The 17,166-nt window shown below is 70.0% G+C and carries 16 protein-coding genes; 9 read left to right on the forward strand and 7 right to left on the reverse strand.

The features are described 5' to 3' along the window. Positions 1-160 precede the first annotated feature (160 nt). The 8 genes from AB4112_RS11965 to AB4112_RS12000 all read left to right on the forward strand — a co-directional run bounded on the left by AB4112_RS11965 (position 161) and on the right by AB4112_RS12000 (position 8,670). Positions 161-1,021, forward strand: a complete 861-nt coding sequence (locus AB4112_RS11965; protein WP_441719844.1) for a helix-turn-helix transcriptional regulator — start codon at positions 161-163, stop codon at positions 1,019-1,021. 65 nt (positions 1,022-1,086) lie between these two features. Next, on the forward strand, positions 1,087-1,875 hold the full coding sequence (locus tag AB4112_RS11970; protein ID WP_309793722.1) for an NYN domain-containing protein: 789 nt from the start codon (positions 1,087-1,089) through the stop codon (positions 1,873-1,875). A gap of 130 nt (positions 1,876-2,005) precedes the next feature. Then, on the forward strand, positions 2,006-2,872 hold the full coding sequence (locus AB4112_RS11975) for an NAD(P)H-binding protein (RefSeq protein WP_441719847.1): 867 nt from the start codon (positions 2,006-2,008) through the stop codon (positions 2,870-2,872). 73 nt (positions 2,873-2,945) lie between these two features. Beyond that, positions 2,946-3,950 carry a sugar-binding transcriptional regulator gene (locus AB4112_RS11980; RefSeq protein WP_441719850.1) on the forward strand — a complete coding sequence of 335 codons (1,005 nt, stop codon included), beginning with the start codon at positions 2,946-2,948 and terminating at the stop codon, positions 3,948-3,950. Beyond that, the gene (gene deoC, locus AB4112_RS11985) at positions 3,943-4,932 is read left to right on the forward strand and encodes a deoxyribose-phosphate aldolase (protein WP_441719853.1); all 990 of its coding nucleotides are present in this window, start codon (positions 3,943-3,945) and stop codon (positions 4,930-4,932) included. The genes AB4112_RS11980 and deoC overlap by 8 nt, the downstream gene beginning before the upstream one ends. 11 nt (positions 4,933-4,943) lie before the next feature. Continuing rightward, entirely contained in the window at positions 4,944-7,337 is a 2,394-nt protein-coding gene (locus tag AB4112_RS11990) for an aldehyde dehydrogenase family protein (RefSeq protein WP_441719855.1), read from the forward strand. A gap of 195 nt (positions 7,338-7,532) precedes the next feature. Next, positions 7,533-8,282, forward strand: a complete 750-nt coding sequence (locus tag AB4112_RS11995) for a 4'-phosphopantetheinyl transferase family protein (protein WP_309793727.1) — start codon at positions 7,533-7,535, stop codon at positions 8,280-8,282. A gap of 19 nt (positions 8,283-8,301) precedes the next feature. Then, positions 8,302-8,670, forward strand: coding sequence for a VOC family protein (locus AB4112_RS12000; RefSeq protein ID WP_309793728.1), 369 nt, complete (start codon positions 8,302-8,304; stop codon positions 8,668-8,670). A 119-nt stretch (positions 8,671-8,789) separates the two neighbouring features. Here AB4112_RS12000 and AB4112_RS12005 read toward each other — a convergent pair whose 3' ends face one another. Further along, complete coding sequence (locus AB4112_RS12005) at positions 8,790-9,626, reverse strand: oxidoreductase (protein WP_441719858.1); 837 nt, start codon at positions 9,624-9,626, stop codon at positions 8,790-8,792. 89 nt (positions 9,627-9,715) lie between these two features. Then, positions 9,716-10,624, reverse strand: a complete 909-nt coding sequence (locus AB4112_RS12010) for a LysR family transcriptional regulator (RefSeq protein ID WP_441719861.1) — start codon at positions 10,622-10,624, stop codon at positions 9,716-9,718. Between the two features lie 126 nt (positions 10,625-10,750). On the opposite strand from AB4112_RS12010, the gene AB4112_RS12015 reads away from it, so the two are divergent. Next, positions 10,751-11,590, forward strand: coding sequence for an oxidoreductase (locus AB4112_RS12015; protein WP_309793731.1), 840 nt, complete (start codon positions 10,751-10,753; stop codon positions 11,588-11,590). Positions 11,591-11,761: 171 nt separating this feature from the next. On the opposite strand, the gene AB4112_RS12020 is transcribed toward AB4112_RS12015, so the two are convergent. The 5 genes from AB4112_RS12020 to AB4112_RS12040 form a co-directional block, all read right to left on the reverse strand. Further along, the gene (locus AB4112_RS12020; protein WP_309793732.1) at positions 11,762-12,496 is read right to left on the reverse strand and encodes an SDR family oxidoreductase; all 735 of its coding nucleotides are present in this window, start codon (positions 12,494-12,496) and stop codon (positions 11,762-11,764) included. A 71-nt stretch (positions 12,497-12,567) separates the two neighbouring features. Continuing rightward, positions 12,568-13,866 (reverse strand): glycoside hydrolase family 130 protein, encoded by a 1,299-nt coding sequence (locus tag AB4112_RS12025; RefSeq protein WP_441719865.1) that lies wholly within the window; start codon positions 13,864-13,866, stop codon positions 12,568-12,570. A 46-nt stretch (positions 13,867-13,912) separates the two neighbouring features. After that, complete coding sequence (locus AB4112_RS12030; protein ID WP_309793734.1) at positions 13,913-16,189, reverse strand: glycosyltransferase family 4 protein; 2,277 nt, start codon at positions 16,187-16,189, stop codon at positions 13,913-13,915. Positions 16,190-16,298: 109 nt separating this feature from the next. Next, positions 16,299-16,439, reverse strand: coding sequence for a hypothetical protein (locus AB4112_RS12035; protein WP_309793735.1), 141 nt, complete (start codon positions 16,437-16,439; stop codon positions 16,299-16,301). 89 nt (positions 16,440-16,528) lie between these two features. After that, positions 16,529-16,741, reverse strand: a complete 213-nt coding sequence (locus AB4112_RS12040) for a cold-shock protein (RefSeq protein ID WP_441719868.1) — start codon at positions 16,739-16,741, stop codon at positions 16,529-16,531. Between the last annotated feature and the right edge of the window lie 425 nt (positions 16,742-17,166).

Here is a 17,166-nt window from a genome sequence, read left to right on the forward strand (position 1 = left end):
CTCCATTGGGAGTCTCCAGTCCGACATCGCAGATCCCGGGGGATCTGCCAGAGGGGCCCGGCCTGGTGGCGCCCCATATAGCGACGGGGCCTCGTCGGCTCAAGCGGCTGGGCCTACAATACGCATGGCCTCCTGCGCGGTGGCGAAAGGGTGTGGCGGAATGGATACACATGAACCGGTGATCCGGTCGGGAGCGCTGGTCCCCGAACGGGCCCGCCGCTGGTCCGGGTTCGAGGCCGGGCTGTTCGCCGCCGCGGCGCATGCGGTCGAGGCGCCACCGTCGCCCGATCTGCGCCTCAGCCTCCATGTCGGGCCGCCGGTCCGCGCCCATTGCCGCGCCGAAGGCATCGTCCAGAGCCGGATGCAGAGCCAGGGCGACATCGACCTGCTGCCGGCCGGCGCGTCGGGGGTGTGGGAGGATGAGGGGCCGGCCCGGTTCCTGCTGCTGCGCCTGACCCCGGCGTTGCTGGCGACCGCGGCGGAAGGGTTGGGCCTGGCCTCGGGCCGGCTGGAGATCGCGCCGCGGCTGCAGCTGCGCGATCCGCGGATCGAACATGTCGGGTGGGCCTTGAAGGCCGAGCTGGAGGCCGGTGCGGACTCCGACCCGCTCTATGCCGACAGCCTGGGGCTGGCGCTCGCCGCGCATCTGCTGCGCCGCTACGGGGCGCCGACCAGGGAGCCCGTCATCGGCCAGGCGTTGTCGCGGCGGCAGCTCGGCCGGGTGCTGGAGCTGATCGAGGCGCGGCTAGACCAGCGGCTGACGCTGGCCGAACTGGCGGCGGCGGCCGGGCTCAGCCCGTCGCATTTCAAGCCGCTGTTCAAGGCGTCGACCGGCCTCGCCCCGCATCAATACGTCATCCGCCGCCGGGTCGAGCGGGCGCGGGTCCTGCTGCTGGACGGCCGGCTGCCGATGGCCCAGGTGGCGCTCGACGCCGGCTTCGCACATCAGAGCCACATGGCCCGGGCGATGCGTCGCCTCCTCGGCACCACGCCGGGCGCATTGCGGCGCGAGCGGCGCTGAGTCGTCGCCAGCATCGCAAAGACGGCGCAGGATCGGCCACAACCCGCCCCATCGAGGTGCCCGACATGGCAGACGAAAACCGCTTGCCCCGCTTTGCCGTTCTCATCGATGCCGACAACACGTCGCCGCGCATCGCGGCCGGGCTGTTCGAGGAAGTCGCCAGGTTCGGCGAGGCGAGCGTCCGGCGGATCTACGGGGATTTCTCGAGCCCGCGCCTGAAGTCATGGGCGGATATCCTGCAGAAATACGCGATCGACCCGTACCAGCAATTCGCCTACACGACCGGCAAGAACGCGTCCGACATCGCCCTGGTGATCGACGCGATGGACCTGTTGCACAGCGGCCGGTTCGACGGTTTCTGTCTCGTCTCCTCGGACAGCGATTTCACGCGCCTGGCGTCGCGTCTCCGCGAGCAGGGCGCCGACGTCTACGGGTTCGGCGAGCAGAAGACGCCCGAGAGCTTCCGGCAGGCATGCCGCAGGTTCATCTACACCGAGAACCTGCTGCCCGAGGCCGAGGTTTCGACCCTCGACGAGGGCCCTTCCGCCAAGGCTCTCCAGCCCCCAGCCGCGGCCATTCCCATCCTGAACAAGGCCATCGCGCAGACAGAGACGGAGGATGGCTGGGCCGGATTGGGCGCGGTGGGGCAGCGCCTCGCGAACATCGCCTCCGACTTCGATCCGCGCACCTATGGCTACCGCAAGCTCAGCGATCTCGTGCGGAAGACCGGGGCGTTCGACATCGACCAGCCGGAGGGCAAGGCCCTGCGGATCAGGGTCAGGCCGACGCAACCCCCCAGGACCCGTGGCAGGGCGACTACAGCGGCGACGACGAAGCGACCGTCGTCGGCCTGACCGCGGCAGGCGCGCCGCCGCCGTCCGTTCCGGCGCTGCGCCGTCCGTTCCGGCGCGACCCTTCGGTGCGAGTCGCGGCAAGGTCTTTCCCGATCTGAGCCCCGATCCGGGGCCGAGCGGGAGACGAAGCATGTTCGCTATGATGGGCGCCACGGGGCGGATCGGCGGGGCCGCGGCCCTGGAACTGCGGCGGCGGGGCAGAGCGGTGCGCGCGATCGTCCGCGATCCGGCCAAGGCCGCCGCCCTGGCCGAAGCGGGCTGCGAGATCGCCGTGGCCGATATCGGTGACACGGCGGCGCTGACCGCTGCGCTGGGGGGCGTCGAGGGCGTGCTGGCGATCTGCCCGCTCAACCCCTCGCGCGGCGATGCGGCGGCCGAGGCCCGGGTCTCGATCGACAGCCTGGCCCGGGCGTTGGAGGCGGCGCGGCCGCCGCGGACCGTCGCCATCTCGGACTACGGCGCCCAGCACGCCACCGGCACCGGCGTCACCCTGATCTTCCATCATCTGGAGCAGCGGCTCGCCGCCATCCCCGGCATCGCCTTCCTGCGTTCGGCCGAACACATGCAGAACTGGGCGCGGTCGCTGCGCGCCGTGACGGCCACCGGCGTGCTGGCCAGCCTGCATCACCCGCTGGACAAGCGCTTCCCCACCGTCTCGGCCGCCGATGTCGGGGTGATCGCGGCGGACCTGCTGGACGCGGCCGGGCCGCCGCCACGCATCCTCCACGCCGAGGGACCGGAGCGCACCACCGCATATGAGGTCGCGGCGGCGCTGGCCGGGCCGCTCGGTCGGCCGGTCGAGGCGGTGGCCCTGCCGCGTGGGCAATGGGACCAGGTGATGGCGGCCGCCTACCTGAGCGAGGACTATGTCCGGCTGATCACCGACCTCTACGACGCCCACAATGCCGGCCGGATCGAGGTCGAGGGCGGCGACATCCGCCGCGGCACCACGTCCCTGGCCGAAGCCCTGGCGGCGCTGGTGCGCCCGGCCGCTTGACAGTCCGCCGCCGGCGGCGGTAGCGTCCGCTCATTCGAGCAATTAGTGCTCAAATGTTGTCGGACACGCCGCCGTGACCCTTCAGGCCGATCTCGGGCATCGCGTCACCTCCGACGCCCAGCGCGAACAGTTCATGGTCCAGGCGGCCAAGCTCTATTACGACCTCGACCGGAACCAGAGCGAGATCGCGCAGGAACTCGGCCTGACCCGCTGGCAGGTCGGCCGCCTGCTGCAGGAGGCGCGCGAGACCGGCATCGTCCGGATCGAGATCGTTCCGCGGGCCCAGCGCCGGCCGGATCTGGAAAGCCGGTTGCAGGCGCGCTGGGGCCTGCGCGAGGCGATCGTGGTGCCCGGCCCGGCCTCCGGCGACAGCATCGCCGATGAAGGCATCGCCATCGACGCGGTGGCCCAGGCGGCCGGCCAGTACCTCGCCGCGCTGACACCCCGGCCGGCGCTGGTCGGCGTGTCCTGGGGCCGCACCATGACCGCCGTGGCCCGGCGCCTGCCGCCGCGCTGGAACGACGGCGTCCAGGTGGTGCTGATGAACGGCGCCACCAACATCCGCGGCACCGCCTTCCGCACCAACGCCGTGGCCGAAGGCTTCGCCGAGGCCGGCAACGGCTCGGCGACGCTGCTGCCGGTCCCGGCGATCGTCGGCAATCCGGCCACCCGCACGGTGCTGGAAGAAGACCCCGTCATCGCCGGCATCCTCGACATCGCCCGCAAGGCGCCGGTCGCCTGCTTCGGCATGGGGCCGATGACCACCCGCTCCGTGCTGGTCGATTCCGGCTATCTCGATGCCGGTGAGATCGCGGCGCTGCAGCGCGCCGGCGCGGTCGGCGACGTGCTCGGCCGCTTCCTCGATGCCCAGGGCCGGATCGTGTCGCCCGAGCTCGACGCCCGCACCATCGGGCTGCGGCCCGAGGCGCTGCGCGACAAGGCCTATGCCATCGGCGTCGCCGCCGGCGCCCACAAGGCCGGGATCGCCCGCGCCTGCCTGGCGGCGCGCTACATCAATGTCCTGGTCACCGACGCGGCCACCGCCGCGCAGCTTCTAGGTGGAGACGCCCATGCCTGATCAACGCGCCGACGCCGACACGGCCGTCAGGAACACTCACCGCAACCCCGGCATGGCGCTGGAGCTGGATTGGGTCGAGGCGGCGCGCGTCAATCTCAGCGCCGCCGAGCGCCGGGCCGCGACCCTGACCACCCGGCGCTCGGTGAAGAAGGAATACCAGGCCGCCTGGCTGGTGAAGTCGATCACCTGCATGGACCTGACCACCCTGGCCGGCGACGACACGCCGGGCCGGGTGCAGCGCCTCTGCGCCAAGGCGCGCCGCCCGCTGCGCGACGACCTGGTCGAGGCGCTTGATCTGGCCGACCGGCCGCCGACCACCGGCGCCGTCTGCGTCTACCCGACCATGGTCGCGCCGGCGGTCAAGGCGCTGGCCGGCAGCGGCATCCCGGTCGCCTCGGTCGCCACCGGCTTTCCGGCCGGGCTGACGCCGCTGCCGCAGCGCCTGGCCGAGATCCGCTACGCCGTGGGCGAGGGCGCGGCCGAGATCGACATCGTCATCAACCGGGCCCAGGTGCTGAACCGCGACTGGGCCGCCCTCTATGACGAGGTCAAGGTGATGCGCGAGGCCTGCGGCGAGGCGCATCTGAAGACCATCCTGGCCACCGGCGACCTGAAGACCCTGCGCAATGTCGAGGCCGCCAGCCTGGTCTGCATGATGGCCGGCGCCGACTTCATCAAGACCTCGACCGGCAAGGAGGACGTCAACGCCACTCTGCCGGTCAGCTTGGTGATGGTGCGCGCCATCCGCGACTACCAGGCCCGCACCGGCGAGGGCGTCGGCTTCAAGCCGGCCGGCGGCCTGCGCACCGCCAAGGATGCCATCGCCTGGCTGATCCTGATGAAGGAGGAGCTGGGTCGGCCCTGGCTGGAGCCGGAGCTGTTCCGCATCGGCGCCTCCTCGCTGCTCGCCGATGTCGAGCGCCAGCTCGAGCATTTCGTCACCGGCCGCTATTCGGCCGGCCACCGCCACGCCGCCGCCTGAGGACCCAGACCATGCCCCGGATCGCGGAGATTCTCGACACCATGGACTACGGCCCGTCGCCCGAGGACAGCGGCATCGCCCGCGACTGGCTGGCGCGGCATGAGGCCGGCTTCGGCCATTTCATCGACGGCAAGTTCGTCGCCCCGGCCGAGGGCGGGCGGTTCGAGGTGCTGAACCCGGCCACCAGCAAGCCGCTGGCCCAGGTGGCCCAGGGCACCGCCAAGGATGTCGACGCCGCGGTCAAGGCCGCGCGCCGGGCCCAGAAGGGCTGGGCGGCGCTGCCGGGGTCCGAGCGCGCCCGCCACCTCTACGCCCTGGCCCGCCATGTCCAGCGCCGCGAGCGGCTGCTGTCCGTGATCGAGACCATGGACAATGGCAAGCCGATCCGCGAGAGCCGGGACATCGACATCCCGCTGGTCGCCCGCCATTTCTACCACCATGCCGGCTGGGCCTCGCTGGTCGAGACCGAATTCCCCGGCTACCGCCCGGTCGGGGTCTGCGGCCAGATCATCCCGTGGAACTTCCCGCTCTTGATGCTGGCGTGGAAGGTGGCGCCGGCCCTGGCCGCGGGGAACACGGTGGTGCTGAAGCCGGCCGAGTTCACGCCGCTGACCGCGCTCCTGTTCGCCGAGATCGCGCAGGAGGCCGGGCTGCCGCCGGGCGTGCTGAACATCGTCACCGGCGACGGCGCCACCGGTGCCCTGATCGTCGACCATCCGGATGTCGACAAGATCGCCTTCACCGGTTCGACCGAGGTCGGGCGCCGCATCCGCGAGGCCACCGCCGGCACGGGCAAGAAGCTGTCGCTGGAGCTGGGCGGCAAGTCGCCCTTCATCGTGTTCGACGACGCCGACCTGGATGCCGCGGTCGAAGGCGTGGTGGATTCGATCTGGTTCAACCAGGGCCAGGTCTGCTGCGCCGGGTCGCGCCTGCTGGTGCAGGAAAGCGTGGCCGACCGGATGTACGACAAGCTGAAGCGCCGCATGGCGACGCTGCGGGTCGGCGATCCCCTGGACAAGTCGACCGATATGGGCCCGATCGTCGCCCAGGTGCAGCTCGACCGGATCAAGCACTATGTCGAGCTGGGCAAGACGGAGGGCGCCGCCTGTTGGCAGGATTCCGCGACGCTGCCCAAGGGAGGCCTGTACTTCCCGCCGACCCTGTTCACCGGGGCCGAGCCGGCCTCGACCATCGCCCAGGACGAGATCTTCGGCCCGGTGCTGACGGCCTCGACCTTCCGCACGCCGGATGAGGCGGTGTCGCTGGCCAACAACTCCCGCTACGGCCTCGCCGCCTCGGTGTGGTCGGAGACGGTGAACCAGGCGCTGCATGTCGCGGCGCGGCTGAAGGCCGGCGTCGTCTGGATCAACTGCGCCAACATGTTCGACGCCGCGGTCGGCTTCGGCGGTTATCGCGAGAGCGGCTTCGGCCGCGAGGGCGGGCGCGAGGGCTTGTACGAATACCTGGTGGCGGGCTGGGAGAAGGATGCGCCGGCGCTGAAGCCGGTGGCCGCGGCCCCGCTGGCGGCGGTGCCGCTGGGCGGTGACCACGACCTGCCCAGCATCGACCGCACCGCCAAGTTGTATGTCGGCGGCAAGCAGGCGCGGCCGGATGGCGGCTACAGCTATGGCGTCACCGACCCGAAGGGGCGTGTGCTGGGCCAGGTCGGCCTCGGCAACCGCAAGGACATCCGCAACGCGGTCGAGGCGGCGCACAAGGCCACCGGCTGGGGCGGCCTGGCCGGGCACAACCGGGCCCAGGTGCTGTACTTCCTGGCCGAGAACCTGGCCGCGCGGTCCGAGGAGTTCGCGCATCGCCTGACCGCCATGACCGGCGCCACGGCGAAGGCCGCTTCGGCCGAGGTCGAGGCCGCGGTGCGGCGGGTCTTCTTCTACGCCGGCTTCGCCGACAAATATGACGGCCAGGTGCATGACGCCCGCGCCCGGCAGGTGACGCTGGCGATGAACGAGCCCTGGGGCGTGATGGGCATCCTGTGCCCGGACGAGGCGCCGCTGCTCGGCTTCGTGTCGCTGGTGGTGCCGGCGATCGCCATGGGCAACCGGGTGGTGGCGGTGCCGTCGCCGCGCCACCCGCTGGTGGCGACCGATCTGTACCAGGTGCTCGACACCTCCGACGTGCCGGACGGCGTGGTCAACATCGTCACCGGTGAGCGCGACGTCCTGGCCAAGACCCTGGCCGAGCATGACGATATCGCCGCCCTCTGGTATGCCGGCCCGGCCGATGGCGGGGCGGCGGTCGAGAAGGCCAGCGCCGGCAACCTTAAGGCTACCTGGACCAACCAGGGCCGCCGGCGCGACTGGCTGTCGGATGCCGAAGGGCAGGGCCGCGACTATCTGCGGCGGGCCACCCAGGTCAAGAACATCTGGTTGCCCTACGGGGAGTGAGGGAGGCGGCGGGGCGCTGATATCGCTTTGTCGGATCCTCCTTTCTGTCATTGCCCGGCTTGACCGGGCAATCCAGGGGCCGTCGAGAGCGGCTCTGGCCGCCCTGGATGCCACGGTCAAGCCGTGGCATGACAGCTTAGGGGCGGGGAGGCGTTCCGAATTGGTCTGTGACCGGGCGGCACTCGAGGAGGGGGAATGATCCCCGATATCTGGGCGATGCCGTCGGGGTTCCCCGAACTGGCGCCGGGCCAGGTCCAGGTCTGGCGGCTGCGCACTGACCGCGACCCGCGCGCCGGCCTTGCCTTGCTGTCGCCGGCCGAGCGCCGGCGCGCCGAGGGCTTCCGCACCGAACTGATGCGCGCCCGCCATGTCGCTGCCCATGCCGCGGTGCGGCTGCTGCTCGGCCGCGCCCTCGGGGTGCCGGGCGACCAGCTGCGCTTCGGCCAGAACGCCTGGGGCAAGCCGGAGCTGGTCGGCCCTGACTCCGGCGGCGGCGACCTGCGATTCAATCTCTCGCACAGCGGCGACTGGGCGCTGGTCGCGATGGCGCGCGGCATCGATGTCGGCGTCGATGTCGAGCTGGTCTCGGATCCGCCGCCGATCGAGGTGGCCAGCATGGTCTATTCGGCGGCGGAGCGGGCGGCGCTGGCTGCCCTGTCCGGCCCCGCGCTGACCGCCGCCTTCTACGCGATCTGGACCCGCAAGGAAGCGCTGTCGAAGGGCCTCGGCCTCGGCTTCTCCATCGACTTCGCCAGCTTCGGCGTCAGCCCCGAACCGTCGCTGGGGATCAGCCGGCCGCTGCTGCCGCCGAAGCTGGAGGCGGCGGCCGGCTGGCACCTGGTCGACCTGCCGCCGATCGACGGCGCGGCCGGGGCGCTGGCGGTGCCGGGCGGCGATCTCGAGGTTTCGGCCTGGCGCTTCGAGGCCGGGCTGTGGGGATTGTAGGATCGACGAGGAGGGCAGGATGCTGGATCACGTGACCATCGGGGTCGGCGACATCGAGCGGTCGAAGGCCTTCTACGACCAGGCGCTGGCGGCGATCGGCATCGTCAGGCTGTATGCCGAGGGCGAGGCCTTCGCCGGCTACGGCGTCGGCCGCAAGGCGTTCTTCTGGATCGGGCTGAAGGACGCCGCCATCACCGGCACCCATGTCGCCTTCGTGGTGCCGGACCGGCCCGCCGTCGACCGCTTCCACCAGGCGGCGCTGGCCGCCGGCGGCTGCGACAATGGGGGGCCGGGGCTGCGGCCGCATTACCATCCCGACTATTACGGCGCCTTTGTCCTCGACCCCGACGGCCACAACATCGAGGCGGTCTGCCACGAGGCGCCGTGACGGCGTCGGGCCTCAGGCCTGCCGGAGCGCCTTGCGGCCTTCGCGGTCGAGCGCCGCGAACTCCTCGTCCGACAGCGCGATCCCGGCGGCGGCGGGGATGTCTTTGATCTCAGACTCGTTCAGTCGAAATCGGTCGAAAGCGAGACCTGTTCCCAGGCCTTCAGCTCCGCCTGCAGCGCCGTCAGCTTTTCACCCACCAGCTTGACCGCGTCGGGGCCCAGCAGCAGATGGGCCGGCGGATCCTTGGCCTCGACCAGCTGCAGGATGGCCCGCGCGGCCTTGGCCGGGTCGCCCGACTGCTTGCCGTTGCGGGCTTGGCGGGCGGCGCGCTGGGTTCCGAACACCTCGTCATAATCGGTGATGGTGTGCGCCGCCCGCACCATCGACCGGCCGGCCCAGTCGGTGCGGAACCCGCCCGGCTCGACCGCGGTGACGGCGATGCCGAAGCCCTTCACCTCCTTGCCCAGGGATTCGGAGATGCCCTCGAGGGCGAATTTGCTGCCGTGATAGAAGGCAATGCCGGGAAAGGTGATGATGCCGCCCATCGAGGTGATGTTGACGATGTGGCCGCTGCGGCGCGTGCGCATGAAGGGCAGCACGGCCTGGATCACGGCAACGGCGCCGAAGACGTTGACGTCGAACTGGCGGCGCAGGTCGTCGAGGGGCGATTCCTCGACCGTGCCCTCATGGCCGTAGCCGGCATTGTTGACCAACACGTCGATCGGCCCGATTGCGGCCTCGACCTTTTCGACCGCCGGTGCGATGGCTGCGGTGTCGGTGACGTCAAGCAGCACGCCGACGGACCGGCCGGGGCTCAGCGCGTCGAATTCGGCGCGCGCGGCCTCGTTGCGCAGCGTGCCGGCGACACGGTGGCCGGCGGCCAGAGCCTCGGTCGCCAGCGCCCGGCCGAAGCCCGAACTGACACCGGTGATGAAGAAGGTCTTCGGGGCGCTCATGGTGACTCTCCTGTCATGCAGGACATATCTGGGCTCACCGCACTGCCGTGGTAACCGGTGCAATCCTCAATAGGCCCTGAAGCCAAACTTCAAAATGGCGCCGTGGCCGGCGACGGCTTGCGGGCGAAGTCGATGAAGGCGCGCAGCGCGGCCGGCAGCTGCCGCCGCCCGGGATAGTACAGGAAGAAGCCCGGATAGGCCGGGCACCAATCCTGCAGCACACGGACCAGCCGGCCTTCGGACAGCAGCCCTTCGACCTGCTGCTCGAACAGATAGGCCAGGCCGGCGCCGGCCAGCGCCGCGTCGATCATCAGGTCCTGGTCGCTCAGGGTCAGGGGGCCATCGACCTCGACCTCCAGCTCGATGCCGCCGCGCTCGAACTCCCAGGCATAGAGCGCGCCGCTGTGGAAGCGGTAGCGGATGCAGGGCTGCCCGCGCAGGTCGTGCGGCGTGGCCGGCACCGGATGACGCCCGAAATGCTCGGGCGATCCGACGATGGCGAAGCGGTGCCGCGGGCCGATCGCGGTGGCGATCATGTCGGCGGCGATGACCTCGCCTAAGCGCACCCCGGCGTCGAAGCCGGCCGACACCACATCGCTCAGCGCATCGTCCGCCACCACCTCGACCCGCACATCGGGGTAGGCGCGCTGGAAGCGGGTGACGATCGGCAGCAGCACCAGCCGGGTGGCGGCGCGCGACGCGTTCAGCCGCAGCGTGCCCGCCGGGGCGCCGCGGAACAGGTTCAGATCCTCGATCGCATCGTCGATGTCGCGGAAGGCGGGCCGGATCCGGGCGAACAGCCGCTCGCCCGCCTCGGTCAGCGCGACGCTGCGGGTGGTGCGGTTGACCAAGCGAAGGTCCAACCGCTCCTCGATTGCGCGCAGGGCGTGGCTCAGCGCCGAGGGCGTGACGCCCAGCTCCACGGCGGCGCGGCGAAAGCTGCGATGGGTGGCGATGGCCAGGAAGACCGACAGGTCGGCCGGATCGATCCGCTTCATTGATGAGATCATCTCATGATCTCGATGCAGATTTACACGATTATTTCATGAGCTGCGAGGCGGTAGCGTTTCTTCATCAGGCCCACGACGCCGCATCCCGCGACCGGGCAGACGAGGAGAAACATCATGCGTGTCTGGTTCATCACCGGTGCGTCGCGCGGCTTCGGCGCCCTGATCACGGAACAGGCCCTGGCCGCCGGCGATGCGGTCGTGGCCACGGCGCGGGACCCGGCGACGGTGGCGGCCCGCTTCGGCGACCAGCCCAACCTGTTGCCGGTCAAGCTGGACGTCACCCAGGAAGACCAGGCCCACGCCGCGGTCGAACAGGCGGTGAAGCGCTTCGGCCGGATCGACATCCTGCTCAACAATGCCGGCTACGGCCTGCTGGGCGCGGTCGAGGAATCGGGGGCGCAGGAGGTCGAGCGGCTGTTCGGCACCAATGTCTTCGGCCTGCTGGCCGTCACCCGTGCCGTGCTGCCGCACATGCGGCGCCAGCGCTCCGGCCATGTCATCAACATCTCGTCGATCGGCGGCTACGGCTCCTATCCCGGCTGGGGCGTCTACTGCGCCACCAAATTCGCGGTCGAGGGGCTGACCGAGGCCCTGGCGACCGAGCTGGCGCCGCTGGGCATCCGGGCCACGGTGGTCGAGCCGGGCTTCTTCCGCACCGACTTCCTGGACGACCAGTCGCTGGTGAAGACCGAGCTGGAGATCGAGGACTATGCCGAGACGGTCGGCGCCATGCGCAGCTTCGCCGCCGGCGCCAACCACGCCCAGCCGGGCGATCCGCACAAGCTGGCCAAGGCGATGATCGCGCTGGTGAACGCGCCGAACCCGCCGCTGCGCATGCCCTTCGGCACCGACACGGTGGCGGTGATCGCGCAGAAGAACGCCAAGGTGGCCGCCGAGCTGGCGGAATGGCGCGACCTCGCCGTCTCGACCGACTGGGACAGCCCGGCGGCGTAAGGCCCGGACGGGAGGCCCATCGCGCGACCCGGAAGGCCGCCATCACACCCWGATGGCGGCCTTCATCTTTGCGACGGCTGCTGCTCCAGCTGCGCGCCCCGATCGACTTCCCGCGGCGGGAGGCCGGACAAGTGGCGCCGGCGATCGAAGGCGTGATCTCCTAGATCCGATTCAGGTCGCCAGGAAGCCGCCATCGACCGGGACGATGGCGCCGTTCATCATCGCCGCGGCGTCGCCCAGCAGGTAGAGGATGACCTCGGCCACGTCGTCCGGCTGGGCGAAGCGGCCGAGCGGGATGCGGCCCAGCATCGGGCCGGATTTGGCCGGATCGCTCCAGGCCTTCACCGCCATCGGCGTCAGGGTCACCACCGGATTGACGCTGTTGGTGCGGATGCCGTGCGGCCCCAGCTCCACCGCCATCACCCGGGTGATGGCGTCGAGCGCGCCCTTCGAGGCGCAATAAGCGGTGTGGTCGGGCAGGCCGATCGCCGAGGACACGCTGGAGACGTTGACGATGGCGCCGGGGCGGCCGCGGCGGATCATATCCCGCGCGACCTCCTGCGCCACGATCATCGGCGCCCGGGCGTTCACCGCCATGATCGCGTCGAAGCTGTCGACCGAGGTGTCGAGGAAGGATTCCAGCGTGGTGGTTCCGGCGCAGTTGACCAGGGCGTCGACGGGCAGCGCCGCGATCGCCGCCCGACGGGTGGCCTCGGGGTCGCCGAGGTCGACCGCGATGGTGCGGCAGCCGATCTCCGCCGCCAGTTCCTTGAGGTCCTCGGCGCTGCGGGTGGCGGCGATCACCTCGGCGCCGCGCCGGTGCAGCATCACCGCCGTGGCCCGGCCGATGCCCTTGCCGGCGCCGGTCACCAGCACCCGCCGCCCCGCGAAATCCCGTCCGTCCATCCCTGCCTCCCCGATCCTATGCCGTCGCCCAACCTATATCAGGGCCGGACCGGGGAAGGGGAGGCTGGCGGTCAGCCCTCCATGGTGCCCAGCAGGGCGGCGATCTTGATCGTCGCGAAGTTGGAGAAGGTGTCCGAGACGGCGTAGGGCAGGATGATCCGGTCGTGCAGCCGCATCGCGCCGCAGGTGTAGACGACGTTGGGGACGTAGCCTTCGCGCTCCGACGGTTCCGGCCGGACCAGCGGCTCGCGCGACCGGGCCAGGACCTTGGACGGGTCCGCCTTGTCCAGCAGGGCCGCCCCGATCGAGTATTTCCGCACCGGGCCGACGCCGTGGGTCAGCAGCAGCCAGCCCTCGTCCAGCTCGATCGGCGCCCCGCAATTGCCCATCTGCATGAACTCCCAGGGGAATTGCGGCTTCAGCACCGGCACGCCGCCGTCCCAGGTGTGGAGGTCGTCCGAGGTGATCAGATACAGGTTCTCGTTGTCCTGCCGGCTGATCATGGCATAGCGGCCGTCGATCCGGCGCGGGAACAGGGCCATGCCCTTGTTGTGCGAGGCGGAGCCCCGCAGCGGCGTCATCCTGAACGAGACGAAGTCGGTGGTCTCGATCAATTCGGACCGGATCGCCCGGCCGCTATAGGCGGTGTAGGTGGCGTAGAACACCCGGCGCCCGCCCTCGTCGAACTCGACGAAACGGGCATCCTCGATGCCGTTCGACTGGGACTCGGTGACGGGAAAGATCACCCGTTCGCTGATGTCCTCGTCCGGCGGGAAGACCAGTTCGACGACGTCGCCATCGGGGCCGGGCGTCCGGCTGCGGACCTTGGGGATCGATGCCAGACGGGCCGACGGGTCGACCGCCACGCTGCCGTCGGCGGCGATCGTCCCCGAGCGGAAGGTCAGGGACGAGACATGGCCCTCGCCGACGGCGCGAAGGCTCAGGATGAAGCGCCGCCCGCCTTCCGGCGCGCCGGTCTGGTCGGGGTGGGCGACGATGCTGGGGTTGAACAGCGCCGCCGCCTCGAAGGAGTACTCGTGCATGAAAAAGGCGCCGACCAGCTGGCGCTGCACCCGGGTGAACAGCGAATGGCTGGCGAACGCGTCCTCCATGTCGTCGGCGCGCGCCTCGAAGGTCTCCAGCAGGTGGCGGTGGCGGCCCTGGAAGTTCTCCAGAACCTCAGCCATCAGGCTGGCCGCCGTCTCGGGGGCGAGCGACAGGACCCGGTCGACGACATGGTTCGCCCGGGTCTTTTCGGTGGGGTTCAGGTCCCGCGGCTGGGCCGTCGGCCCGAACGGGCGCACCACCACCCGGGCCGGGTCCGGACGCAGATAGAGGGCCTGCCGGTTCAGGAACGTGGCTTGCGACAAGGCAACCTCGGCTTTCATGGGGGGAACCCCCGGGGCGTTCACGATGCTACGCCAGCCGCGGCACGAATTTGGTGCGGCCGTCGCTGAGACGCGCGATCTGGCGAATCTCCGAAAGACCGAGAAGATAGGACACAACGGACTCGCCACCGCGATTTTCATTCAGGCGGTCGGGATGCAGGCCGTCGCGGCAGCTGCCGGTCTCCAGGTCGACCAGCGACAGGGACAGGTCGTTGCCGCCGAGGAACCAGGCGAAGGCGCGGGCCGCATCGGCCTTCCACGCCGCATCGCCATCGGCGCGCCACGCCGCCAGGCAGGCCGAGATCGTCGCGGTGGCCTCCAGCGGCTGCTGGTCGAAGGCTTGCGGCGCTGCCCGCCCGGTGCCGAAGCTGGCCGAACCGACCGGCCGGAACAGGCCGGCGGGCGTGGTCTGCAGCCCCATCAGCCAGCGCAGGGACCGCAGGCCGGCATCGACATAGGCGGGCGCATGGGTCGACATGCCGGTGGCGATCAGGGCCTGGGGCAGGCGGGCATTGTCATAGGCCAGCCCGTCCTCGAACCACACCCAATCCGGGGCCTCGACCGCCGCCAGGAGGGCCATCAGCCGGTCGGCGAGGTCGTGGCGAACCCGCTCGGCCAGGGTGTCCTCGGCGACCACCGCGCAATAGGCGTCCAGCCCCAGCAGCGTGAAGGCCCAGGCCCGGGGCGACCGGAAGCCCTCGACCGTCGGCAGCGCCTCGGCGAACAGGGCGATGGCCCAGCGTCGCCGCGAGGTGCTGGTGTCGCTGCGGGCGCATTCGCCCAGGGCCCACAGCGTCCGCCCGTGGCTGTCCTCCGAACCGGTGTCCTCGAGCCAGCGCCGGTCGAAGCTCATGAAGTTCCGGAACCGCCGGGTGTCGGGGTTCCAGGCATGCTGGACGAAGCCGGCCAGCCGGGCGATCAGCGGCTCGGGCAGGCGCGGGTCGCGGGGGTTGTTCAGCGCGCAGGCCACCAGCAGCGCGCGGGCATTGTCGTCGACGCAGTAGCCATGGGACCGGTCGGGCACCGAATGGACCGCATGCTGGAACAGCCCGGTGTCGTCGCACATCGACAGGAAATGGCCGATCTGCATCTCCGGCGTGGCGACGCCGTCGGTCGAGGGCACGAACTGGTCGGGCCGCTCGATCACCCGCAGGCGCTGTCCGCGCCGGGCGCGTTCGAAGGTGGCGAGGTAGCGCTCCGCGGTCCGCGCCCAGGTCATCGACCGGCTGCTGGCATAGGCGCGCTTGCGCATCGCCTGCCGCCGGTCGTCGTCGGTCAGCAGCTCCGCGATCTCGCGGCCGATGGTCTCGGCATCGCCGAACGGCACCAGGAGGCCGCGGCCGTCGGCCAGCAGCTCCTGGGCGTGCCAGTAGGGCGTCGACACCACTGCCTTGCCCAGCCCGAAGCTGTAGGCCAGGGTGCCCGAGGTCATCTGCGCCTCGCTGAGATAGGGCGTGACGTAGACGTCGGACATGGCGATGTAGTCGAGCAGCGTGGTGCGGTCGACGAACTGGTCGAGCAGCACGACATTGTCCTCGACGCCGCGGTCCCGCACCCGCGCCACCAGGCTCTCGCGATAGGCCTCGCCCTGGTCGCGGACCAGGTTGGGATGGGTCGCGCCGAGCACGACATAGACCGCGTCGGCCCGGCTCTCCAGGATCGTCGGCATGGCGTCGATCATGACTTCGATGCCCTTGTTGGGGGACAACAGGCCGAAGGTCAGGATTACCGATCGGTCGCTGAAGCCGAACTTGGCCTTGGCCTTGTCGGGCTCGACGAAGGCGACGTCGGGGATGCCGTGGGCGATGACCTCGATCTTGTCCGCCGGCACGGCATAGACGGTGCGCAGCAGCTCGCGGCCCTTCTCGGCCATGACCACGACCCTGGACGACAGGTCGATGATCCGGTTCAGGACGCGGCGCTGCACCGGGGTCGGTTCCGCCAGCACCGTGTGCAGCGTGGTGACGATCGGCATGGTCAGCCGCGACAGCAGCGCCAGGATGTGGCCGCCGGCCTCGCCGCCGAAGATGCCGAACTCATGCTGCAGCGAGACCACGTCGAACTGGCCGGCGTTCAGGAAATCGGCGGCGCGGACATAGTCTTCGATCTTCTCGTCGCCGACCTGCAGGCGGACGGCGGCGGGATAGTCGTAGCTGTGGCCGTGGTCGCTCATCGCCACGATCGAGGCCTCGACCTCCGCGCTCGACGCCGACACTGCCTGCTGCAGGTCGGTGGTGAAGGTAGCGATGCCGCAGCGGCGCGGCAGCGAGTTGCCGATGAAGGCCAGGCGGGTCAGCTGGGTCACGGCGGGCCTCCATCGGGCAGGCTGGCGAAACCGCCGCTGCCCCGGTGAGAAAGGGGCGATCTCGGCCCATGCCGGATCGGGGACTGGGCGGGCTCGATGCCCCCGCGCCTCAGCCCTTCTTCTTTTTGGGCAAGGGCGCCGGGGGCGGCGCCGCCTTGGTCAACAGCGACCCTGTGGTAACTGCGGCGATTGGCTTTGGTGCCTTCGGCTTGCGGATTTCCCGATTGCTGCGTTTCTGGCTCTTGGCCATGAGATCTCCTGTGCACCCGATCGATCGGGGGCGGTGGGTGAGGCGTGAAGCGACCGCGTTTTGCGGGGCGATGGGCGCCGGCGGCGCGATCAGTCCAGGGCCTTGAGATTGTCGGCGGATGACTTGCCGGTCTTGCGGTCGGCGACCAGGTCGAAATCCAGCTTCTGGCCGTCGCGGAGGTGGCCGAGGCCGGAGCGCTCCACGGCGCTGACATGGGCGAAGGCGTCGCTGCCGCCTTCATCCAAGGCAATGAAGCCGAACCCCTTCCGGGCATCGAACCACTTCACGGTTCCTGTGGTCATGAGACCTCATTTTGCAAACATAGGTTTTGCGGGCCCGCGAAATTCACGGCCGCCGAAATCGCATGTCCGGATAAGAAGATCCCAGCTTCGCGCCAAATTTTGTCTATGTAAAGACAAATTGAGGGATCGATTTCGGATTTAATTGAAATGGTACTCTTTCGAAGAAAATTCAAGAGATTCCAATAATATCAAATGGTGTACTGGATTGTACGGCAGATTATGTAGCAGGAGGATGGGATTTTTTATGCGATCCAGTGAGGAAGCGCTGCAAATACGGCCGGACCGAAGGGGCGCGGCATGGCTTCCCATCGTAATCGGGCCGGGTCGACACCATGTTTGACAGGTGGTTTGCAGGACAGCGGCGCGCGCTCGCCGCTGGGATCGTCGAGGCCGTCCGCGTTCGATTGCGTCGACGGACTCTTGCT

The sequence above is a fragment of the Inquilinus sp. 2KB_23 genome, from assembly GCF_052115705.1.
GTDB classification, from domain to species: domain Bacteria; phylum Pseudomonadota; class Alphaproteobacteria; order DSM-16000; family Inquilinaceae; genus Inquilinus; species Inquilinus ginsengisoli_A.